Below are 17744 nucleotides of genomic sequence, written 5' to 3' on the forward strand. Positions count from 1 at the left end.
TTGACGGCCTACTAAAATCGTGAAGTTGTCGATTCGCTCGCCGCCAAGTTTCATTGCTAGTTAAGGTCAGTTTACACACCAAAAACCTACAGGGAACACACAATGAAAAAAATGACATTCTTATTGCCATTGTTGGCGCTCGGTTCTACTGCCGAAGCGAGCGACATCAGGGGCGGACTGGGCAACTTCGATGCACTCAATCACACAGGAGGCCCCGTCTACGGCATAGAAATCGAGCTGGACGATACCTACAGCAAGGACGTGGTCAGCACCTACCCAGGCAATCATTATGGTTATGGCAAAGTACGGGAGGACCTCAGCGACCCCGCGCATCCAAAAACTTTTGTGCGTTATGAAAAAGACGGAGCGTACACCAATCCGTACCCGCTAGGCAGCACCCTCTATTGTTACGACTTAAGCAAAAATGTTGGTTGCGAACATTTTGGAGTCCACTTTGCCTACACCAGCACCACGCCCTATAGCGCAGTCAAATACAACTGGCTGGTCAAGGATGGCAGCGGCAAACTGATCGTTGGTCCAGCTCTACAGTTGAATACTCCTGTATTCGACTACACCCCGCCAACCACCAACTTCCCCGCTCAAGTCGTGGCAACCATACCGGCTCCGGTTGTCTCACAACGCGTGGTGAAAGAATTTGGCGAACCAAGTTGGGTCAAGGTCATCAAAACCAAAACCCATCGAACCCGGGTTTTGCCATTGGCCGATTTGATCAGTGACGATCACGACGGCGACGGCCTGGCGGACTGGACTAACGGAGAACCGGACGAAGTCGAATCCGAGTGGTATCTGCTGCAATCGCGGAATGGCGCCAGCAATGCCAAGTCGGAGTTGCGCGGCGGTAGCGACAGCATGGGCAACAACGCCGAAGAAATCGTAACCCGCCGTTACGAATTTTATGCGTATGGTGGACCCGCAGCATCCATAGACGGCGAAAAAGGCGAAGCCATGTGCGATACGGTCGGACCGGATAATCTCCACGGCAACGGTATAGTGGAAGTAACCGATGCCAACGGCGGCGCTCATGAATTCGATTGCTCGACTGCGGAAGTCGTCGGCGCCTACCAAGGCTCGCAAATGACGGAATTCGTGGCAATCTCGCCCTTCGCAATGGTCGATGCGCTACAAAATGGCAATGTCAACGAACTGTTTCCGGAGCGACCCACCGTTAGCGGCGGCAACACGCCTTACGTGGTAAACGTCAGCGCCGGCGCACTACCGAATGGTTTGACACTTGCGCAAGACACAGGTCTGTTATCCGGCGTGCCATCCAAGGTAGGTACCTTCAAGTTTACCGTCTCAGCGAACGACGCCGATAACACCAGCGCGTCCAAAGCCTTTACCGTCAAAGTAACAGGCCCCGGCGATACTGATAGCGATAACGACATCGACATGAACGATTTGAACGCTATTAGAGCGAAATATGGTCAAACCGTACCAGCCAATGATCCGCGCGATTTGAACCGTGATCTGCGCGTCAATTTCATCGATTACAGAAAGGCCGCCTCGCTCTGCACCTTACCGCAATGCGTCGTGGTCAACCCTGCGCCCTAACCACTTTTTTGATTAGCTTTGCCGGGGCGGATAACCCCGGCGCTTAAATCCAAGGAATCCTCCATGAACAAACACTTGCTCACCAAACTGCTTGCGCTGGCATTCGTCGGCTTTTTCCAGACAACTGAAGCGGCCACACTTAATCTTAAATTTACTGACGACACGAACATCCGCTCGTTCGCTAAAGGCTCATTTTTTGATGTCAAAATTTATATTAATAGCGTTAATGATCTGGCGGGCTTTGATTTCGACCTGACCTACAACAGCACCAATCTGTTCGCGCAATCGCTGACTAGCAGCAGTATTTTTGGCGCTGATACCGAAGCACTCGCCTCGATAAGCACCATCACACCCGGCGTGGGCGCAGCTTTGGGGAAAATTCATTTTGCCGAATTGCTGTCAGGAGGTAGCGTGACAACTGGATTGAACATCACTGCGCCCACCTTGCTGGGCACCGTCAAATTCAAAGCACTCAATATCAGTGCAGGCAATGCCTTAAGTATAATCCCCGACCCTATATATACTCCGGCACAACTACTGTTCCTCTCCGACGGTAGCGGGCCCGCCACCACAACGATTGGCGCTACTGTCCACGTGACCGCACCAGCCGCCGTTCCGTTGCCTACCTCTGCCTTCTTGTTCGTTCCGGGGCTGTTAGGCGTATTAGGGTTTGGCAGAAAACGGGCAGTAAAAGGCTAGAAAGCAGTTCGCCCGGTTTCCGCACCGATTTTGTCCATTGACGGACAAAGCGGTAGCAATTTCAAAAGCCATCTCGCGGGGGATGGCTTTTTCGTTTTTAGGAGGCAGTGAAAAAATTGAATTGAACAGCGTTTAGTTTATCGTTATAGTGCCTCCCGGCAAATCGCAATCTGTCTGCTAATATGCGCTTACGGGAGGAACACTATGTTAAAAATTGTTTTACGCTGGCTGTTGACGCTAGTCTATCGAGTGAAAGTCCACGGACTTGATAATTATTCCAAAGCCGGCAATCGCGTGTTGATCGTCGCCAATCACACCTCGTTTCTCGATCCATTGTTACTCGGCGTATTTTTACCGGACGACATCACCTTTGCGATCAATACCCAAATCTCCGAACGCTGGTGGCTGAAACCGTTTTTACGTTTATCCAAAGTGTTTCCGATGGACCCGACGCATCCCCTGTCATTAAAAGCGTTGATTCATCATTTACAAAGCGACACAAAAACCGTGATTTTTCCGGAAGGCCGCATCACGGTCACCGGTTCCTTAATGAAAATCTATGATGGCACCGGCATGGTTGCCGACAAGTCGGGGGCGACAATATTGCCTGTCCGAATTGAAGGTGCCGAATTTAGCCGCTTTTCCAGAATGGGCGGAATCTTGCGCAAACATTGGCTGCCACGCATCGCCATTCACATTCAACCGCCAACGCTGATAGAAACGCACGGCGATGTGACCGGTAAAGCCCGCCGCAAACATAGCGGTCACATCCTGGCCGACATCATGACCGAAATGATGTTTGCCACCAGCCATTACCAACAAACCATCTTTTCGGCATTGCTGGAAGCTCGCAGATTGTATGGTGGTAGCTACACCGTTGCCGAGGATCTTGAACGTAAACCTTTAAGCTACGACGCATTGATCACCCGTAGTCTCATCGTTGGAAAACTGATTAGCGCAATTACCCAAACAGGCGAGAATGTTGGTGTGTTACTGCCGAATAGCTGCAAGACGCTGAACGTGGTTCTGGGTTTGCAGATTTATAAACGAGTACCGGCCATGTTGAATTATTCCATAGGTGCAAATGGCATGGCAGCGGCCTGCTGTACCGGGCAAGTCAACACGGTGTTGACTTCGCGCAAGTTCATCGAACTGGCGCATCTCGGGGATGAAGCGGCCCTATTGGCACAACATGTCAAACTGGTTTATCTGGAAGATCTGGCGACATCATTAACCAGTTTGGATAAGTTACTCGGCTGGTTAAAGGCTAAAACCGCGGCAATTTGGTACAAGAGCCACGACTATGACGCCGACGACGCAGCGGTCGTGCTGTTTACGTCCGGCTCGGAGGGCTTACCCAAAGGCGTTGTTCTATCGCACGCCAACATGTTAGCCAATCACAAGCAAATCAGGTCGCGCATCGATTTCGGACCAGGCGACGTGGTACTGAACTTTTTGCCGATGTTCCATTCTTTCGGATTCAGCGTTGGCACCATGATGGCGGTGCTGAACGGCATGACCAGCTTCTTCTACCCTTCACCCCTGCATTACGCGGTAATACCGGAAATGGCGTATGAAGTGGGTGCGACCATCATGTTCGGCACCAACACCTTTCTGGCCGCGTATGCCAAAAAAGCCCATCCTTATGATTTTTTCTCCCTGCGTTACGTGGTAGCCGGTGCGGAAAAATTACAGGAAACCACCCGTACCACTTGGCTAGACAAATTCGGCATCCGTATTCTGGAAGGCTACGGCGCTACCGAAACCTCGCCGGTAACCTCTGTAAACACGCCGATGGACTACAAAGCGGGCAGCGTGGGCCGTTTCATGCCGGATATGCTCCACAAGCTGGAACCGGTGCCAGGTATCGAAAATGCCGGTAAATTACACGTCGCCGGCCCGAACATTATGAAAGGCTATTTACTGCCGGATAATCCCGGCGTATTGGTACCGCCCTGCTCGGCCGCTTATGGCGAAGGCTGGTACGATACCGGCGATATAGTGCATGTCGACGACGAGGGCTTTATTCATATTCGCGGCCGCAGCAAACGTTTTGCAAAAATCGGCGGGGAAATGGTCTCGCTGACCGCTGTCGAACAGCTAGCCATCAACGCCTGGCCGGATGCGCAACATGTCGTCGTCAGTTTGCCCGATCCAAAAAAAGGCGAGCAACTCGTATTGCTGACCACGCGCCGCGATGCCGGCGCCAAACAGTTGGCCGAAGCCTCGACCGGTGTGGCTACCATCAATCTGCCCAAGAAAGTGTTTGTGCTGGATAAGCTGCCGGTATTGGCGACCGGGAAAACCGATTATCCAGGGGCTACCGCGTTAGCAGCGCGATTGGTGGAAGGCGGCAACGTCGAGTCTGATTGACCGCGGCCCACGTCTGTCTTGCCTAACTTAACTACCCTTTAACGCCATGAGCAAACACATCTATCCCCTACTAGTCGCGCAATTCCTTTCCGCATTTGCCGACAACGCCATTTTATTTACTGTCATCGCCATGGTGATGCAGGACGCGCATCCGGTTAGCTGGTACGTGCCGGCATTGCAAAGCGTATTTCTGGTGGCATTCGTGGTCTTGGCTCCCTGGGTGGGCGGATTTGCCGACACCCATGCTAAATCGAGGGTGTTGATTGTCGCCAATCTGATCAAGGCTTGCGGTGCCGGCTTGTTGTTATTTCACGTCGAGCCTCTATTGGCTTATTGTGTGGTCGGTGTCGGCGCAGCACTTTATAGTCCGGCCAAGTACGGCATTTTGCCGGAACTGGCGGGCCACAACGGCCTGGTCAAAGCCAATAGCTGGATAGAAGGTTCGACAATTCTGGCTATATTAACCGGCATGGTGGTCGGCGCCAAACTGGCCGATCATTCCACCACTTGGGCCTTGATTGCCACAATAGTCTTGTTTTTGATTTCAGCTGCAACCACCCTATTCTTGCCGATTGGTTTGCGTAAAGCGCCACCATCCGGCTCGAAAGTCAGGCTGTTCTACTTGGAAGTTAAAACTTTTCTGGCGATGCCGCGCTCACGGTTCGCGGTGCTGGGCGCGTCCTTATTCTGGGCGGCCGCTGCCAGCGTGCGGATCATCATCATCGCCTGGGCGCCGTTGGTGTTGATGACGCATAATGCTAGCGACATAGCCAATCTGACGCTGTTTTTGGCTATCGGCATCATCGCCGGTTCGGTCCTGGTCCCGCACTTGATTCCGCTGGAACATTTGCGCCGCGCCCGAATCCCGGCCTATTTTATGAGCATCTTTATCATCGCCCTGAGTTTTACCGAGGCGGTTTGGCCGGCGCGTTTTGTGTTGTTTTTAATGGGTATGGCCGGCGGCATGTTTATCGTACCGATCAACGCGGCACTTCAGGATCTTGGTCAACAAAGCATAGGCAGCGGCGGCGCGGTAGCGATGCAGAATTTTTTCCAGAACGTAGCAATGTTATTATCGGTCGGCGGCTATACCCTGGCTGCTGCCGAACACGTAACACCTATTGCCGCGCTTATCGGCCTGGGTTTGCTGCTGCTGGCGGCTACTTTTCTGGTGGTTTGGCATTTACCTGAAGTGGAGCAAGCGCCTTCCAACCTTGAATAAAGGTTTGCACTAACAAATCAACGCTTAGTTTGGATGCTTCAATATCGCTGACTTGCGGTTTGGCGGTTAGCGACAAAATACAGATCCCATGCACGCCGCTCCACAAGGTTCTGGCAGCCAGCCGGCTTTGCTCGGACGAGCTACCTGGCGTAAGCTGTATAAACAACACCTCGACAATGGCAAACATCTGCTCCACTTTTTGTAGATACCAGTCAGGCTGAGGTTCCTCACTCTGGATATCGAATATCATTCGCCAGCGATTGAAATGCTGGGCGGCAAAATTTAGATAGGTTTCCGCCAAGATCAGAATATTTTCCTCGACGCTGGCGGACGGTACACAGTGGAGCAATTGTTTAGCTAACTCGTCCAGTGTCCGGCCTTTGACGTGGGTCAGCAAATCGTTCATATTGGCAAACACCATATAAATGCTGCCCACCGTATAGCCAATTTCCATAGCGATTTTACGCACCGTCAGAGCGCTATATCCGTCCTCTATGACGATGGTTTCTGCGGCGACCAACACCATTTCCTTAATTTGTTCCTGACTATGTTCGCTTCTTCTTGCCATATGTTCTCTGCGGCATGCACTAAAAACAGCTACCATACACGACCTTGCCTCAGGAATCGATAGTTTACATGCACAACGAACTTCTCGATGTCGTCGATAAAGACGATGCCGTTATTGCCCAACAACCCAGATCAGTGATTCACGCCAACAGACTGCGTCATCGGGCCGTGCATATTCTGGTTTTCAACGATGCGGGCCAGTTGTTTCTGCAAAAGCGCTCGATGAAAAAAGATCTGAACAAAGGCTTATGGGATACCTCAGCGGCAGGTCACGTCGACGCCGGCGAAAGCTATGCCTGTTCCGCGCCGCGTGAATTACAGGAAGAATTGGGCGTATCTGTCGATAGCCTGGAAGGCTTATTCAAACTGGAGCCTAGCACCGATTTAGGTATGGAATTTATTCAGGTCTACCGCTGCCGGCATAACGGACCGTTTGATCTGGCGACTGATGAAATCGACGAAGGTTGCTGGGTGGATCAGGTTATCTTGGACGAGCGAGTAGTCGCTAATGATCCGACCTTGACGCTTACATTCAAAATTATCTGGCAACAGTTTAGGAATATCGCAAACTAAAATGTATGCCGATATTCATGATGAATGTCACTTCAGCGATGAAATGAAATCGCGGGTAAAACAAGAAAGTGGCGGAGCGGACGGGGCTCGAACCCGCGACCCCCGGCGTGACAGGCCGGTATTCTAACCAACTGAACTACCGCTCCGCAGTAGAGAGCGGCGCATTTTACAGTATATCCCCTACGCGTCAAGCAAAAGCCCAAATTAATTATGCCGGCACTATCCTGCCCACTTTGTAGTAGCCCGAATACCCGTCATTTTCACAGCGACTCAAAACGCGATTACAAACGTTGCCAGAATTGCTTATTGGTGTATGTCGATTGCTCGCAGCATATTTCACTAAGCCAGGAAAAGGCTATTTATGATCTGCATCAAAACGCCATCGACGATCCGGGCTACATTGTATTTCTATCGCGCTTGGCGAAGCCTCTGCTGGAAAGATTGCCTAACAATTCTGAAGGCCTTGACTACGGCTGCGGCCCCGGCCCGGCGCTCGCAAATCTCTTAAAAGCCCAAGGTCATCGAATAAGTGTCTACGACCCATTCTATGCGGACTTTCCTGAGCACCTGCACCAAACCTACGACTTTATCGTCTGCACCGAGGTGGTAGAGCATTTTCGTGCGCCAAAACGCGAATTCGACGCACTATTTGAGTTATTGAAACCCGGCGGCTGGCTGGGCATTATGACCAAATTGGTCATCGATGCCGAAGCCTTTGCCAAATGGCATTACAAAAACGATCAAACCCACATCGCTTTTTTTTCGCGGCCAACATTTCGTTGGTTAGCGGCGCATTACCACTGCCAAATTGAATTCATCGGCAACGACGCGATTATTCTGCAACGCAATCCTCGCCATTACAACGATTGACCTCCACGGTGATGTGGTCGAGCTGCGCGAATTTGGCCAATAGATTCTTATAATAACTGGGCGATTTTGGCTGCTGGGTGACCAAAACCACGATTGCCGCATAATGATTCGCACTAACGGGCCAAACATGCAGATCGCTGACACGGCATTCGCCGTCATCCTCCAGCGCAGCTTGTATTGCTAGGGTATATTTAGGGTTCATGGTTTGGTCCAGCAACACCGGACTAGTTTCTTTGATTAAACCGTAAGCCCAGACCAAGATCACTGTCGCGCCAACAAAACCCATCACCGTGTCCAGCCATACCCAGCCGTAATACTTGCCTGCGACCAAAGCGACGATGGCTAATACCGAAGTTAGCGCATCGGCCATTACATGCAGATAGGCCGCCCTTAGATTGTGATCCTGATGTTGGGGTCGATGACCGTGGTCCTTGTGATCATGATCATGATCGTGTTCGTCATGGTCATGGTCATGGTCATGGTCATGGTCATGGTCATGGTGAGAATTATGCCCGTGTCCATGGTGATGACCGTGATGGTCCCGTAATAACAGCGCGCTTAACAGATTGATCAACAAACCCACTTGCGCTACTAAAATCGCCTCGTCAAAGCGAATGATTTCCGGCATTAGCAGCCTTTGTACCGAGTCGGCAATCATCACCAAGGCTACCATCGCCAATGCTATCGAACTGGCAAATCCGCCCAACACGCCGACCTTGGCGGGACTAAACGCGAAAGTTTGGTCATCCTGGTGGATACGACTGTAACGATAAGCGAAGATCGCGATCATAAATGCCACCACATGGGTAGCCATGTGCCAACCGTCCGCCAACAGAGCCATCGAATGAAACTGCATGCCAGCGACGATTTCCACAATCATCGTTGCAAACGTCAAAAGCAGCACCCATTTCGTGCGCCGCTCGCCTTTGCGATTGATCCGCGCAAAATCGTGCGAATGTTGCCAGTTACTCAATTGATGTTCATGCATCCGTAGTTCCTTGTTCTCCACAGCCGAAACCTTCACCGAGGCACCATTCTAGCGCAGCTTACCGGGAAACACTTCCGCAAAGTAAAAGCGCCTGGTATTTGCGGCAAACCGCCGTAAAATAGGATTTTGAAACTATTCGCCCTTCACTCTCAAGTATTCGATGAGTAATTCCGAACACATCTTCAGCGTATCCCAGCTAAACCGCGAAGCCAAACGTTTGCTGGCCGGCCACTTCTTGACCGTGCAGGTACAAGGCGAGATTTCCAATCTCAGCCTACCCTCATCCGGCCATTACTACTTTACGTTGAAAGACGCGCAAGCCCAGATTCGCTGTGCCATGTTCAAAGGCCAGCAGCAGCGGCTGCGCTTCAAACCGGCCAACGGCAATCTAGTTGTCGCGACCGCGCAAGTCAGTTTGTACGAACCGCGCGGCGATTACCAACTGGTGGTGGAACAGCTGGAAGAAGCCGGTGACGGTGCATTACGACTGGCTTACGAACGCCTGAAGCAAAAACTATTGCTTGAAGGCTTGTTCGAGCAAAACCGCAAGAAACCGATACCGCAATTGCCAAAGCAAATAGGTGTCATCACCTCGGCCAGCGGCGCGGCTATTCACGACATTCTCAGCGTTTTGAAACGGCGCTTCCCGGCCATCCCGGTGTTGATCTATCCGGTGGCCGTGCAGGGCGAGAGTGCCAAATTTGAAATCTGCGCGGCACTGGAAACAGCAAATAAACAAGACTTGGTGGATGTAATCATCCTGGCGCGCGGCGGCGGTTCGCTTGAGGATTTGTGGGCCTTTAACGAAGAAATTGTGGCCCGGGCAGTAGCGGCCAGCCAGATTCCGGTGATTTCTGCAGTTGGCCACGAAGTAGATTTCAGTATCGCCGATTTCGTCGCCGATTTGCGCGCACCGACACCATCGGCAGCGGCCGAATGCGCTGTGCCGGACCAATCCGCGTGGCTGAACCTTTTTGCGGCTATCGAGCGCCAACTTACTCGACAGATGCAGGATAAATTACAGCAGCAGCAGTTGCATTTGACCTGGCTAAACAAAGCCCTACAAACCCAACATCCAGGCGAAAAACTACAACGTAATACACAGCGTCTGGACGAATTGGAACAACGCTTGAATCGCTCAACACAAGCCGGCTTGAAACTGCGCCTCCAGCGCCTGGCGCTAAACGCGCAGCGTCTGAACAGTCAGCAGCCGTTGGCATCAATTCACGGCTATCGGCTCCAGCTTGATTACTTCCAACAACGATTAAGCCGTTCCATGCAAATTAAACTGACGGCATTGAAAAACCGGCAACACGCGACGGCACAAACCTTACATGCGATCAGCCCACTGGCAACGCTGGAACGCGGTTACGCTATTGTGCAGCGACACGAAAGCTCCCAGCTAGTTAAGTCGGTTAAACAGTTAGCCAAGCTTGAACTGCTCGATATTAGAATGGCCGATGGTCACATTGTTAGTAGAGTTGATAAGGTAATACCCGATTAAATCTTGCCTGCGCTTTAATTGCCACCGACGATCATCCACCCAGTTTGTCATTGGCAATTACCGGGCATAAAACATGCTTATTTGTATTAGTTTAAAAATCACACGAGTGTTCATATGACAATATTCGACAAAACCATTCCCCTGAGTGTTGGTTATGCTCACATCGATCATGATCACGGCATATTTATTGATATGATAAATCAATTGGATAAGGCAAATAACACCGACTTTCCGGGATTGTTTGCGCAATTGTATCAACACACCGAAGAACATTTTGAATCGGAAAATCGGTTAATGGCGCAATGCGGATTTCCGGCGGAAACTGAACACAAAGGAGAACATCAACGCGTTTTGGGCGAATTCAAACAGTTTAAAACCTGCATAGACAAAGGTCTTATCACATTTGGTCGTTCATTTGTCAGAGAGCGTCTGCCGCAGTGGTTTGTGCTGCACGTTACAACGATGGACAGTGCTTTATCCGCGCATATAAAAATGCAACAAGAGTTGCCTGGCGAATGACTGCCAATAAGGAACTTAGAGTAATCGAACATTTTTACGACGCGGCCGAAAGCGAAAGCATTTATCGGCGTTTGCTGCAAGAACAGAACTGGCCCGACAATTGTTACAGCGTTGCCGGTCGAGAATTTACGTTACCTCGTCTACAAACCTGGCATGCGGACCCGGGGATAAGTTATAGCTACAGCAATAATCTATTGCAAACTCGGCCTTGGACTCCGTTGCTGTCGGATATACGGCAAAAAGTCGAACGCTGCTTAAACTTTTCGTTTAACTCCGTTTTGGTGAACTTGTATCGAAACGGCGAGGATTATGTGGGGTGGCATGCGGATAACGAAGCGGAGTTGGGACAGCGGCCCTTTATAGCATCATTGACGCTGGGAGCGACCCGGCAGTTTACATTTCGGCATAAAAAAACCGCGGAACGCGGCAGTATTTTGCTCTCAGGCGGGACGCTATTGATCATGCAGCCCGAATTTCAACATCACTGGCTGCATAGCATTCCTATCGATCCGCAACTATCTCAAGGACGCATAAACTTAACATTTCGGAAAGTCATCGCGCCCAAATAGCTTGGTTTGACTTCACTTGCTTTGGACGACAAGTCTTAATGTTGCTCCAACGCTTGGGCTTGCTCGGCTTCAAATTTCTTTCTTTTATCGCATTTCTCGCTACAGACGCAGTTACCGGTGCCGCCGCAAGATCCTTTGATAGCGTTCCTGCCGAAAACCACACCGACGGCCATGACGGCAATAACGATCAACATAAATAAAAATGTTACTAAAAAATAACCCATTGTTTTCTCCCGTTTTTTCTAAAGGCTGAAAGCAAAAAAGGAGCGATCCGAAAATCGCTCCCCATTGTTCGCGTCAGATAAATTTAAATTAACCGCCGAAATCATCCAACATGATATTTTCAGGATCAACGCCATTAGCTAACAGCATGTTGATCACTGAAGAGTTCATGATTGGAGGTCCGCACATGTAATATTCACAATCTTCTGGGTTCGGGTGTTTCTTGATGAACTCCTCGAACAACACGTTATGAATAAAGCCGGTGTAACCTTTCCAGTTATCTTCAGGTAACGCATCCGACAATGCCACATGCCATTCAAAATTATCATTTTCTTTGGCCAGCATATCAAAATCTTCTACATAGAACATTTCGCGTTTGCTACGAGCACCATACCAGAAAGTCATTTTGCGTTTGGATTTCAGTCTACGCAGTTGATCAAAGATATGCGAACGCATCGGCGCCATACCAGCACCACCACCGATGAATACCATTTCCGCATCGGTTTCCTTGGCAAAAAACTCGCCGTAAGGACCGGAAACGAATACTTTGTCGCCTGGCTTCAGATTGAAGATAAATGAAGACATTATACCTGGCGGGATACCATCCGGCGCCCCTGGAGGCGGTGTAGCAATCCTGACATTCAGCATAATTTCCTTTTCTTCAGGATACGATGCCATTGAGTACGCACGCAGGGTTGGTTCTTTTACGTCTGACACATAACGCCACAGATTGAATTTATCCCAATCAGGACGGTATTCATCGGCAACATCCATATCCGCATATTTTGAAATATGTGGCGGACATTCGATTTGAATATAACCGCCGGCACGGTAGTTAATAGCTTCGCCTTCCGGCAACTCCAACACCAACTCTTTAATGAAAGTGGCAACGTTGTCGTTCGATTTAACCGTGCATTCCCATTTTTTTACACCGAATACGCTGTCTTCAACTTCGATGTCCATATTTTGTTTAATGGACACTTGGCAAGCCAGACGTTCTCCATGCGCCGCTTCGCGCTTGGTGATATGGGATTGCTCGGTTGGCAGAATATCGCCACCGCCGCTATGCACTTTAACTTTGCATTGGCCGCAAGTGCCGCCACCGCCGCAAGCGGAGGAGACAAACAATTGGTTGTCGGCCAGTGCCGTTAATAACTTAGACCCAACCGGTACCCGAATTTTCTTCTCATGATTGATCAGAATTTCCACATCCCCGGAGGCCACTAATTTACTCTTGGCGCCGATGATTAAAAACACCAGCGCTATCACGATGACCGTGAAGAAAATAACACCTAATGCAATTTCCAGCATTACGATACCCTTATAATTGAATTCCAGAGAAAGCCATGAAGCCCAGAGACATCAAGCCGGCAGTGATAAAAGTGATGCCCAGACCTTGCAATGCAGCAGGTATATCGCTGTATTTCAATTTCTCACGCACACCGGCCATGACGGTAATCGCCAAAGCCCAACCAAAACCACTCCCTATACCATATACCACGCTTTCGCCGAAATTGTAGTCGCGTTCAATCATGAACAAGCTACCGGCCAAGATCGCACAGTTCACGGTAATCAGCGGCAGGAAGATACCCAAGGCTTGATACAGAGCCGGAAAGAATTTATCCAGAATCATTTCCAGGATCTGTACGATCGCAGCGATCATACCGATACAGCTCAACAAGCTTAAAAAGCTTAAATCCACACCGGAAATGCCGATCCAAGATAACGCATCTTCTTTCAACAAGGTTTGGTAGATGAAGTTATTGGCAGGCACGGTCAGGGTTTGCACCACCATTACCGCGATGCCCAAACCCATGGCAGTAGAGATCTTCTTGGACACCGCCAAGAAAGTACACATACCTAGGAAGAATGATAATGCTAGGTTTTCAATGAAAACCGCTTTAACAAAAAGACTGATATAGGCTTCCATTAGTGATGTCCCCCTTCACCGTGAGCAATCGACATGATTTTGAACTCGTTGTGCTCCACCTGTTTCGGTTTCCAAGTACGGAAACCCCAGATAATCAAACCAATGATGAAAAACGCGCTAGGCGGCAGCAACATCATGCCATTAGGCACATACCAACCACCGTCTTTGACTAGAGGCAATACATCGAAGCCAAGCAGTTTGCCTGAGCCCAAAGTTTCTCTGAACAGCGCCACGATGACCAGGATCAAGCTGTAACCTAAGCCATTACCGATACCGTCTACAAAGCTTTGCAGCGGCGGGTTCTTCATGGCATAGGCCTCAGCACGCCCCATGACGATACAGTTGGTAATAATCAAACCAACGAATACCGACAGTTTTTTGCTGACATCAAATGCAAAGGCTTTGAGCAACTGATCGACCACAATAACCAGCGAAGCAATAATGATCATCTGCACGATAATCCGAATGCTGCTGGGTATATGTTCCCGCACCGCACTGATCGCCGCACTTGAACAGGCGGTAACCGAGGTCAAGGCTAAAGCCATGATCAATGAAGTAGACATTTGCGAAGTTACCGCCAGCGCCGAACACACCCCAAGCACTTGTAAAGTGATTGGGTTGTTATCGACCAACGGTTCGAATAATACTTTTTTAGTTTCTTTATCCATTGTTTTGCCCTAACCGTTTGTTCTAATCTTGTTCAGATAGGTTGCGAAACCTTCCGCACCCATCCAATACTGGATCAGATTGCTGACACCACGGCTGGTCAGTGTTGCACCGGCCAAACCATCCACTTTGTAAACAGAATCCGGACGACTGGAATCCACACCGCCTTTCACCAGCGTCAAAGCCACCTCGCCTTTGTCGGAATAGACTTTCTTGCCTTTCCACAACGCACGCCAATTAGGATTGACTACCTCACCACCCAGGCCAGGGGTTTCCCCTTGGTCATACAGGTTGATGCTTTGTACCGTTTGCGCATCCGCTTCCAACGCCAAAAAGCCGTACATGGTAGACCACAGACCGTAACCGTTGATCGGTAAAATAATGGATTGCAGCTGATCGCCTTTCTTAACCAAAAATACTTTCGTGTATTTGGCTTTTTGACGGATGCTGGCAATATCTTTCTCGACCGGAATCAATTCGTTCTGCGCCGGATCTTTGGCAGCTTTGCGTTGGTCGTATTCGTCGACGTTGATATTGTCTACGTAATCTCCCGTTTTAAGGTCGACAATCTTGCTTTCGATTCTTTCCGCAAAGGCTTGGTCGATATCGGTACCCTCTTCCAACAAACCGGCTACATCAAGAATATTTTTCTTCATGTCCAGGGCTTTGTTGTAGCCTTGCAAAGGCCGTAAAGCGACTGTTGCGATAGATACCAAAACAGCGCACACCAGGCATAAGGCCAAAGCCACGTTAACGGTTTTTTCCAGGCTGTCGTTGCTTAAAGCCAGGATTCTGTCGGCGTAAACTCTGAACTGTTCGTAGTACTTGCAGAGCTGCTCGTTATACTTACAGGTTTTTTTCTCGGCATTAAGCATGGCGTTTGATCCTTCTTCTAATATTTGCTTGAACAACAAAGTAATCAATCAATGGTGCAAACATGTTTGAGAAAAGAATGGCAAGCATCACACCTTCTGGGAAAGCCGGGTTAATAACCCGAATGATGATAATCATCACGCCGATCATCGCACCGTAAATCCAACGACCGGTGTCGGTCACGGCTGCGGATACAGGATCGGTTGCCATAAACACCGTACCGAACGCAAAACCACCGACAACCATATGCCAGTACCATGGTATTGCAAACATCGGATTGGTAGTACTACCGATGATATTCAGCAAAGTAGACATCCCTATCATACCGATCAGCACGCCACCCATAATGCGGTAGGAAGCGACGCGGGTATAGAGCAGGAACGCAGCGCCCAGCATACAAGCCAAAGTTGAGGTTTCGCCCATGGAACCGGGAATGAAACCCAGGAACGCCTGAATCCAGCTAAAACTTTCCTTGATCGCTTCCAAGCCGCCAGCAGAAGCGAGAGACAATGCAGTAGCGCCACTGTAACCGTCCACGGCAACCCACACCGCATCCCCTGAAATGGACGCAGGATAAGCGAAGAACAGGAATGCCCGACCAGTTAGTGCGGGATTGAGGAAGTTTTTGCCGGTACCACCGAAAACTTCTTTACCCAACACGATACCGAAAGAGATACCCAGCGCCACTTGCCACAAAGGTATATCAGGTGGCAGGATCAAGGTATACAGCATCGAAGACACCAAGAAGCCTTCATTAACTTCGTGTTTACGCACAGTTGCGAAAAGCACTTCCCAGATACCGCCAACCGCCAAAGTCGTAATGTAAACCGGGAAAAAATACAACATCCCGTGCACTAGGCACGAAAAAGGATTGTATGGGTTGTAGCCAAACAGCGCCATTGGAATGCTGCGCCAGTTATTGATTTCGGTAGCACCGATTTTTTCCATCGCCAAATTGGCTTGGTAGCCGGTGTTATACCATGCCATCAAAATACAAAACGCCGTGGCTATTACCACGAAAGTCATGGTCCGTTTCAGGTCATTGCCGTCACGAACATGGGTTCTACCGCGCGTTACATCGGATGGCGTATAGATGAAAGTATCCACCATCTCATAGAGACCGTAATACTTCTCAAACTTGCCGCCCTTTGTAAAATGCGGCTCTATGCTATCTAAAATATCTCTAGCCGACATTATCCTTCCTTCTCGATTTTAGTTAAATTAGCTCTGAGCACAGGCGCGAAGTCGTGTTTACCTGGATCGACAAAGGTGAACAAAGACACGTCTTCTTCACTCAATTCCAGACAACCAAGAGACTGTGCAGTATCCGTATCGCCGACTACAATCGCTTTTAACAAAGGTGTAGCCAAAATATCCAAAGGCATGACCGACTCATATACGCCAACAGGGACGATGGCCCGGTTACTGCCGTTCTTATCGGTGGTCAACGGGAACAGGCGATTATCTTTACGATCTTTACTGGAAACGTAGACATTCAACGCCGAGTATTTGTCTTTACCCGGGACGATCCAACCGAAAAATTCTCGATCGCGACCTTCTTTGATAGCCGAAACTTGCAGGCTATAAGCACTCAAAAACGCAGCAGATCCGGTAGCTTCGTGGCCATATAAAACAGAACCCGAAATCACGCGATTTTCAACATCTTGCAATTCGCCAGCAACCAAATCATCCAAGTTCGCGCCCACACGGGTACGCACCAGCCTGGGGTTTTTAACGGTTGGACCAGCCAAGGAAACCACGCGCTCAACATTCAGTTTACCGCTGGTAAACAAAGCGCCGATAGCAATCACCGCTTGATAATCGATATGCCAAACAAATTTATGGATATTGACCGGATCGATGAAGTGTATGTGAGTGCTTGGCAAACCGGCAGGATGCGGACCGGAAAACTCGGCTATTTGCACTGCTTGGTTAGCAACCACATCGGTACCAGAAGCCTTGCAAAGATAGGTTTTACCAGACGTCAACTTGGAGATCACAGTCAAGCCATTAGCAAAGTCCGCGGCGCGCTCCTTGATAATCACAGCTGGATCGGCCGCAAGCGGACGAGTATCTATGGCTGTGACAAAAATCGAACTTGGGGAGGAATCAACAGCTGGGATTTTGCCGTAAGGACGAGTCAGGAACGAAGTCCACAAGCCCGATGCCAGCAAATTTTCCTTGACTTGCTCTTGAGTCAAATTGCCCAGCTCTGCTTCGCCGTATTTTGCGAATGACTCTTGCTGATTGCCCTGCAATTCGATGACAACAGACAACAAAGCACGTTTATCGCCACGATTAATAGCTTTGACCACACCCGCGCCGGGTGATACGAAGTTGACACCAGGATTCTTTTTGTCAGAAAAAAGCGCCTGTCCTAATTTGACCTTATCTCCTTCGGCAACCATCATCTTCGGTTTCAGATCAATATAGTCGGCACCTAACAAAGCAACCGATTTGATGCTGTTACCATCGCTTATCTTTTGTTCGGGGCCGCCTGTTATGGGCAAATCCAAACCTTTCTTTATATTAAATTGCATAGTTAATACGCCTGCTCCCCAGACTAGTTGCAGCAAAAAGCCCATTGAGAAACATCT

The 17744-nt window shown here is 49.6% G+C and carries 18 protein-coding genes and 1 tRNA gene; 9 read left to right on the forward strand and 10 right to left on the reverse strand.

Annotated features, from left to right (window positions below; genetic code table 11):
- The first annotated feature begins 102 nt into the window (after positions 1-102).
- The 4 genes from G006_RS0104375 (at position 103) to lplT (ending at position 5866) form a co-directional block, all read left to right on the forward strand.
- Entirely contained in the window at positions 103-1572 is a 1470-nt protein-coding gene (locus tag G006_RS0104375) for an Ig domain-containing protein (protein ID WP_020481949.1), read from the forward strand.
- 63 nt (positions 1573-1635) lie between these two features.
- Positions 1636-2271, forward strand: a complete 636-nt coding sequence (locus G006_RS0104380; RefSeq protein WP_020481950.1) for a cohesin domain-containing protein — start codon at positions 1636-1638, stop codon at positions 2269-2271.
- A gap of 204 nt (positions 2272-2475) precedes the next feature.
- Positions 2476-4644, forward strand: a complete 2169-nt coding sequence (locus G006_RS0104385; protein ID WP_020481951.1) for an AMP-binding protein — start codon at positions 2476-2478, stop codon at positions 4642-4644.
- 46 nt (positions 4645-4690) lie between these two features.
- Positions 4691-5866, forward strand: a complete 1176-nt coding sequence (gene lplT, locus G006_RS0104390) for a lysophospholipid transporter LplT (protein WP_020481952.1) — start codon at positions 4691-4693, stop codon at positions 5864-5866.
- On the opposite strand, the gene G006_RS0104395 is transcribed toward lplT, so the two are convergent.
- Positions 5805-6434 carry a TetR/AcrR family transcriptional regulator gene (locus G006_RS0104395; RefSeq protein WP_020481953.1) on the reverse strand — a complete coding sequence of 210 codons (630 nt, stop codon included), beginning with the start codon at positions 6432-6434 and terminating at the stop codon, positions 5805-5807. The genes lplT and G006_RS0104395 overlap by 62 nt on opposite strands.
- A 68-nt stretch (positions 6435-6502) precedes the next feature.
- Here G006_RS0104395 and G006_RS0104400 point away from each other — a divergent pair, with 68 nt between their 5' ends.
- Complete coding sequence (locus G006_RS0104400; protein WP_020481954.1) at positions 6503-7006, forward strand: NUDIX hydrolase; 504 nt, start codon at positions 6503-6505, stop codon at positions 7004-7006.
- Between the two features lie 69 nt (positions 7007-7075).
- On the opposite strand, the gene G006_RS0104405 is transcribed toward G006_RS0104400, so the two are convergent.
- A tRNA-Asp gene (locus tag G006_RS0104405) sits at positions 7076-7152 on the reverse strand.
- A 64-nt stretch (positions 7153-7216) separates the two neighbouring features.
- Between G006_RS0104405 and G006_RS0104410 the strand changes: the two genes are divergently transcribed.
- Positions 7217-7876, forward strand: coding sequence for a class I SAM-dependent methyltransferase (locus G006_RS0104410; RefSeq protein WP_020481955.1), 660 nt, complete (start codon positions 7217-7219; stop codon positions 7874-7876).
- Here G006_RS0104410 and dmeF read toward each other — a convergent pair.
- Positions 7839-8864: a CDF family Co(II)/Ni(II) efflux transporter DmeF gene (dmeF, locus tag G006_RS0104415; RefSeq protein WP_020481956.1), complete on the reverse strand. Its 1026-nt coding sequence runs from the start codon at positions 8862-8864 to the stop codon at positions 7839-7841. The two genes, G006_RS0104410 and dmeF, sit on opposite strands and share 38 nt — an antisense overlap.
- Positions 8865-9024: 160 nt before the next feature.
- Here dmeF and xseA point away from each other — a divergent pair, with 160 nt between their 5' ends.
- The 3 genes from xseA (at position 9025) to G006_RS0104430 (ending at position 11456) form a co-directional block, all read left to right on the forward strand.
- A complete protein-coding gene (gene xseA, locus G006_RS0104420) occupies positions 9025-10368 on the forward strand; it encodes an exodeoxyribonuclease VII large subunit (RefSeq protein WP_020481957.1) in 1344 nt (447 codons plus the stop codon).
- A gap of 114 nt (positions 10369-10482) precedes the next feature.
- Positions 10483-10887 carry a bacteriohemerythrin gene (locus G006_RS0104425; RefSeq protein WP_020481958.1) on the forward strand — a complete coding sequence of 135 codons (405 nt, stop codon included), beginning with the start codon at positions 10483-10485 and terminating at the stop codon, positions 10885-10887.
- Positions 10884-11456, forward strand: coding sequence for an alpha-ketoglutarate-dependent dioxygenase AlkB family protein (locus G006_RS0104430; protein ID WP_020481959.1), 573 nt, complete (start codon positions 10884-10886; stop codon positions 11454-11456). Before G006_RS0104425 ends, G006_RS0104430 begins: the two co-directional genes overlap by 4 nt.
- A gap of 35 nt (positions 11457-11491) precedes the next feature.
- Here G006_RS0104430 and nqrM read toward each other — a convergent pair whose 3' ends face one another.
- From nqrM to G006_RS0104465, 7 genes are all read right to left on the reverse strand, one after another.
- Positions 11492-11680 (reverse strand): (Na+)-NQR maturation NqrM, encoded by a 189-nt coding sequence (nqrM, locus tag G006_RS0104435; RefSeq protein WP_020481960.1) that lies wholly within the window; start codon positions 11678-11680, stop codon positions 11492-11494.
- A gap of 88 nt (positions 11681-11768) precedes the next feature.
- Positions 11769-12989, reverse strand: a complete 1221-nt coding sequence (nqrF, locus tag G006_RS0104440) for an NADH:ubiquinone reductase (Na(+)-transporting) subunit F (RefSeq protein WP_020481961.1) — start codon at positions 12987-12989, stop codon at positions 11769-11771.
- A gap of 10 nt (positions 12990-12999) precedes the next feature.
- Complete coding sequence (gene nqrE, locus G006_RS0104445; protein ID WP_020481962.1) at positions 13000-13608, reverse strand: NADH:ubiquinone reductase (Na(+)-transporting) subunit E; 609 nt, start codon at positions 13606-13608, stop codon at positions 13000-13002.
- A complete protein-coding gene (locus G006_RS0104450) occupies positions 13608-14276 on the reverse strand; it encodes an NADH:ubiquinone reductase (Na(+)-transporting) subunit D (protein ID WP_020481963.1) in 669 nt (222 codons plus the stop codon). The genes nqrE and G006_RS0104450 overlap by 1 nt, the downstream gene beginning before the upstream one ends.
- A 9-nt stretch (positions 14277-14285) precedes the next feature.
- Positions 14286-15149: a Na(+)-translocating NADH-quinone reductase subunit C gene (locus G006_RS0104455; RefSeq protein WP_020481964.1), complete on the reverse strand. Its 864-nt coding sequence runs from the start codon at positions 15147-15149 to the stop codon at positions 14286-14288.
- A complete protein-coding gene (locus tag G006_RS0104460) occupies positions 15142-16341 on the reverse strand; it encodes an NADH:ubiquinone reductase (Na(+)-transporting) subunit B (protein WP_020481965.1) in 1200 nt (399 codons plus the stop codon). Before G006_RS0104460 ends, G006_RS0104455 begins: the two co-directional genes overlap by 8 nt.
- On the reverse strand, positions 16341-17687 hold the full coding sequence (locus tag G006_RS0104465; RefSeq protein ID WP_026146837.1) for a Na(+)-translocating NADH-quinone reductase subunit A: 1347 nt from the start codon (positions 17685-17687) through the stop codon (positions 16341-16343). Before G006_RS0104465 ends, G006_RS0104460 begins: the two co-directional genes overlap by 1 nt.
- Positions 17688-17744: the final 57 nt, after the last annotated feature.

It is taken from the genome of Methylomonas sp. MK1 (assembly GCF_000365425.1).
Taxonomy (GTDB): domain Bacteria; phylum Pseudomonadota; class Gammaproteobacteria; order Methylococcales; family Methylomonadaceae; genus Methylomonas.

What these genes read in the sequence shown, in the direction of transcription:
- G006_RS0104430 (WP_020481959.1), top strand. Translation starts at nt 10,884, where the DNA reads ATGACTGCCAATAAGGAACTTAGAGTAATCGAACATTTTTACGACGCG.
- nqrE (WP_020481962.1), bottom strand. Translation starts at nt 13,608, where the DNA reads ATGGAAGCCTATATCAGTCTTTTTGTTAAAGCGGTTTTCATTGAAAAC.
- G006_RS0104460 (WP_020481965.1), bottom strand. Translation starts at nt 16,341, where the DNA reads ATGTCGGCTAGAGATATTTTAGATAGCATAGAGCCGCATTTTACAAAG.
- G006_RS0104455 (WP_020481964.1), bottom strand. Translation starts at nt 15,149, where the DNA reads ATGCTTAATGCCGAGAAAAAAACCTGTAAGTATAACGAGCAGCTCTGC.
- dmeF (WP_020481956.1), bottom strand. Translation starts at nt 8,864, where the DNA reads ATGCATGAACATCAATTGAGTAACTGGCAACATTCGCACGATTTTGCG.
- nqrM (WP_020481960.1), bottom strand. Translation starts at nt 11,680, where the DNA reads ATGGGTTATTTTTTAGTAACATTTTTATTTATGTTGATCGTTATTGCC.
- xseA (WP_020481957.1), top strand. Translation starts at nt 9,025, where the DNA reads ATGAGTAATTCCGAACACATCTTCAGCGTATCCCAGCTAAACCGCGAA.
- G006_RS0104385 (WP_020481951.1), top strand. Translation starts at nt 2,476, where the DNA reads ATGTTAAAAATTGTTTTACGCTGGCTGTTGACGCTAGTCTATCGAGTG.
- lplT (WP_020481952.1), top strand. Translation starts at nt 4,691, where the DNA reads ATGAGCAAACACATCTATCCCCTACTAGTCGCGCAATTCCTTTCCGCA.
- G006_RS0104395 (WP_020481953.1), bottom strand. Translation starts at nt 6,434, where the DNA reads ATGGCAAGAAGAAGCGAACATAGTCAGGAACAAATTAAGGAAATGGTG.
- G006_RS0104450 (WP_020481963.1), bottom strand. Translation starts at nt 14,276, where the DNA reads ATGGATAAAGAAACTAAAAAAGTATTATTCGAACCGTTGGTCGATAAC.
- G006_RS0104400 (WP_020481954.1), top strand. Translation starts at nt 6,503, where the DNA reads ATGCACAACGAACTTCTCGATGTCGTCGATAAAGACGATGCCGTTATT.
- G006_RS0104380 (WP_020481950.1), top strand. Translation starts at nt 1,636, where the DNA reads ATGAACAAACACTTGCTCACCAAACTGCTTGCGCTGGCATTCGTCGGC.
- G006_RS0104465 (WP_026146837.1), bottom strand. Translation starts at nt 17,687, where the DNA reads ATGCAATTTAATATAAAGAAAGGTTTGGATTTGCCCATAACAGGCGGC.
- nqrF (WP_020481961.1), bottom strand. Translation starts at nt 12,989, where the DNA reads ATGCTGGAAATTGCATTAGGTGTTATTTTCTTCACGGTCATCGTGATA.
- G006_RS0104425 (WP_020481958.1), top strand. Translation starts at nt 10,483, where the DNA reads ATGACAATATTCGACAAAACCATTCCCCTGAGTGTTGGTTATGCTCAC.
- G006_RS0104375 (WP_020481949.1), top strand. Translation starts at nt 103, where the DNA reads ATGAAAAAAATGACATTCTTATTGCCATTGTTGGCGCTCGGTTCTACT.
- G006_RS0104410 (WP_020481955.1), top strand. Translation starts at nt 7,217, where the DNA reads ATGCCGGCACTATCCTGCCCACTTTGTAGTAGCCCGAATACCCGTCAT.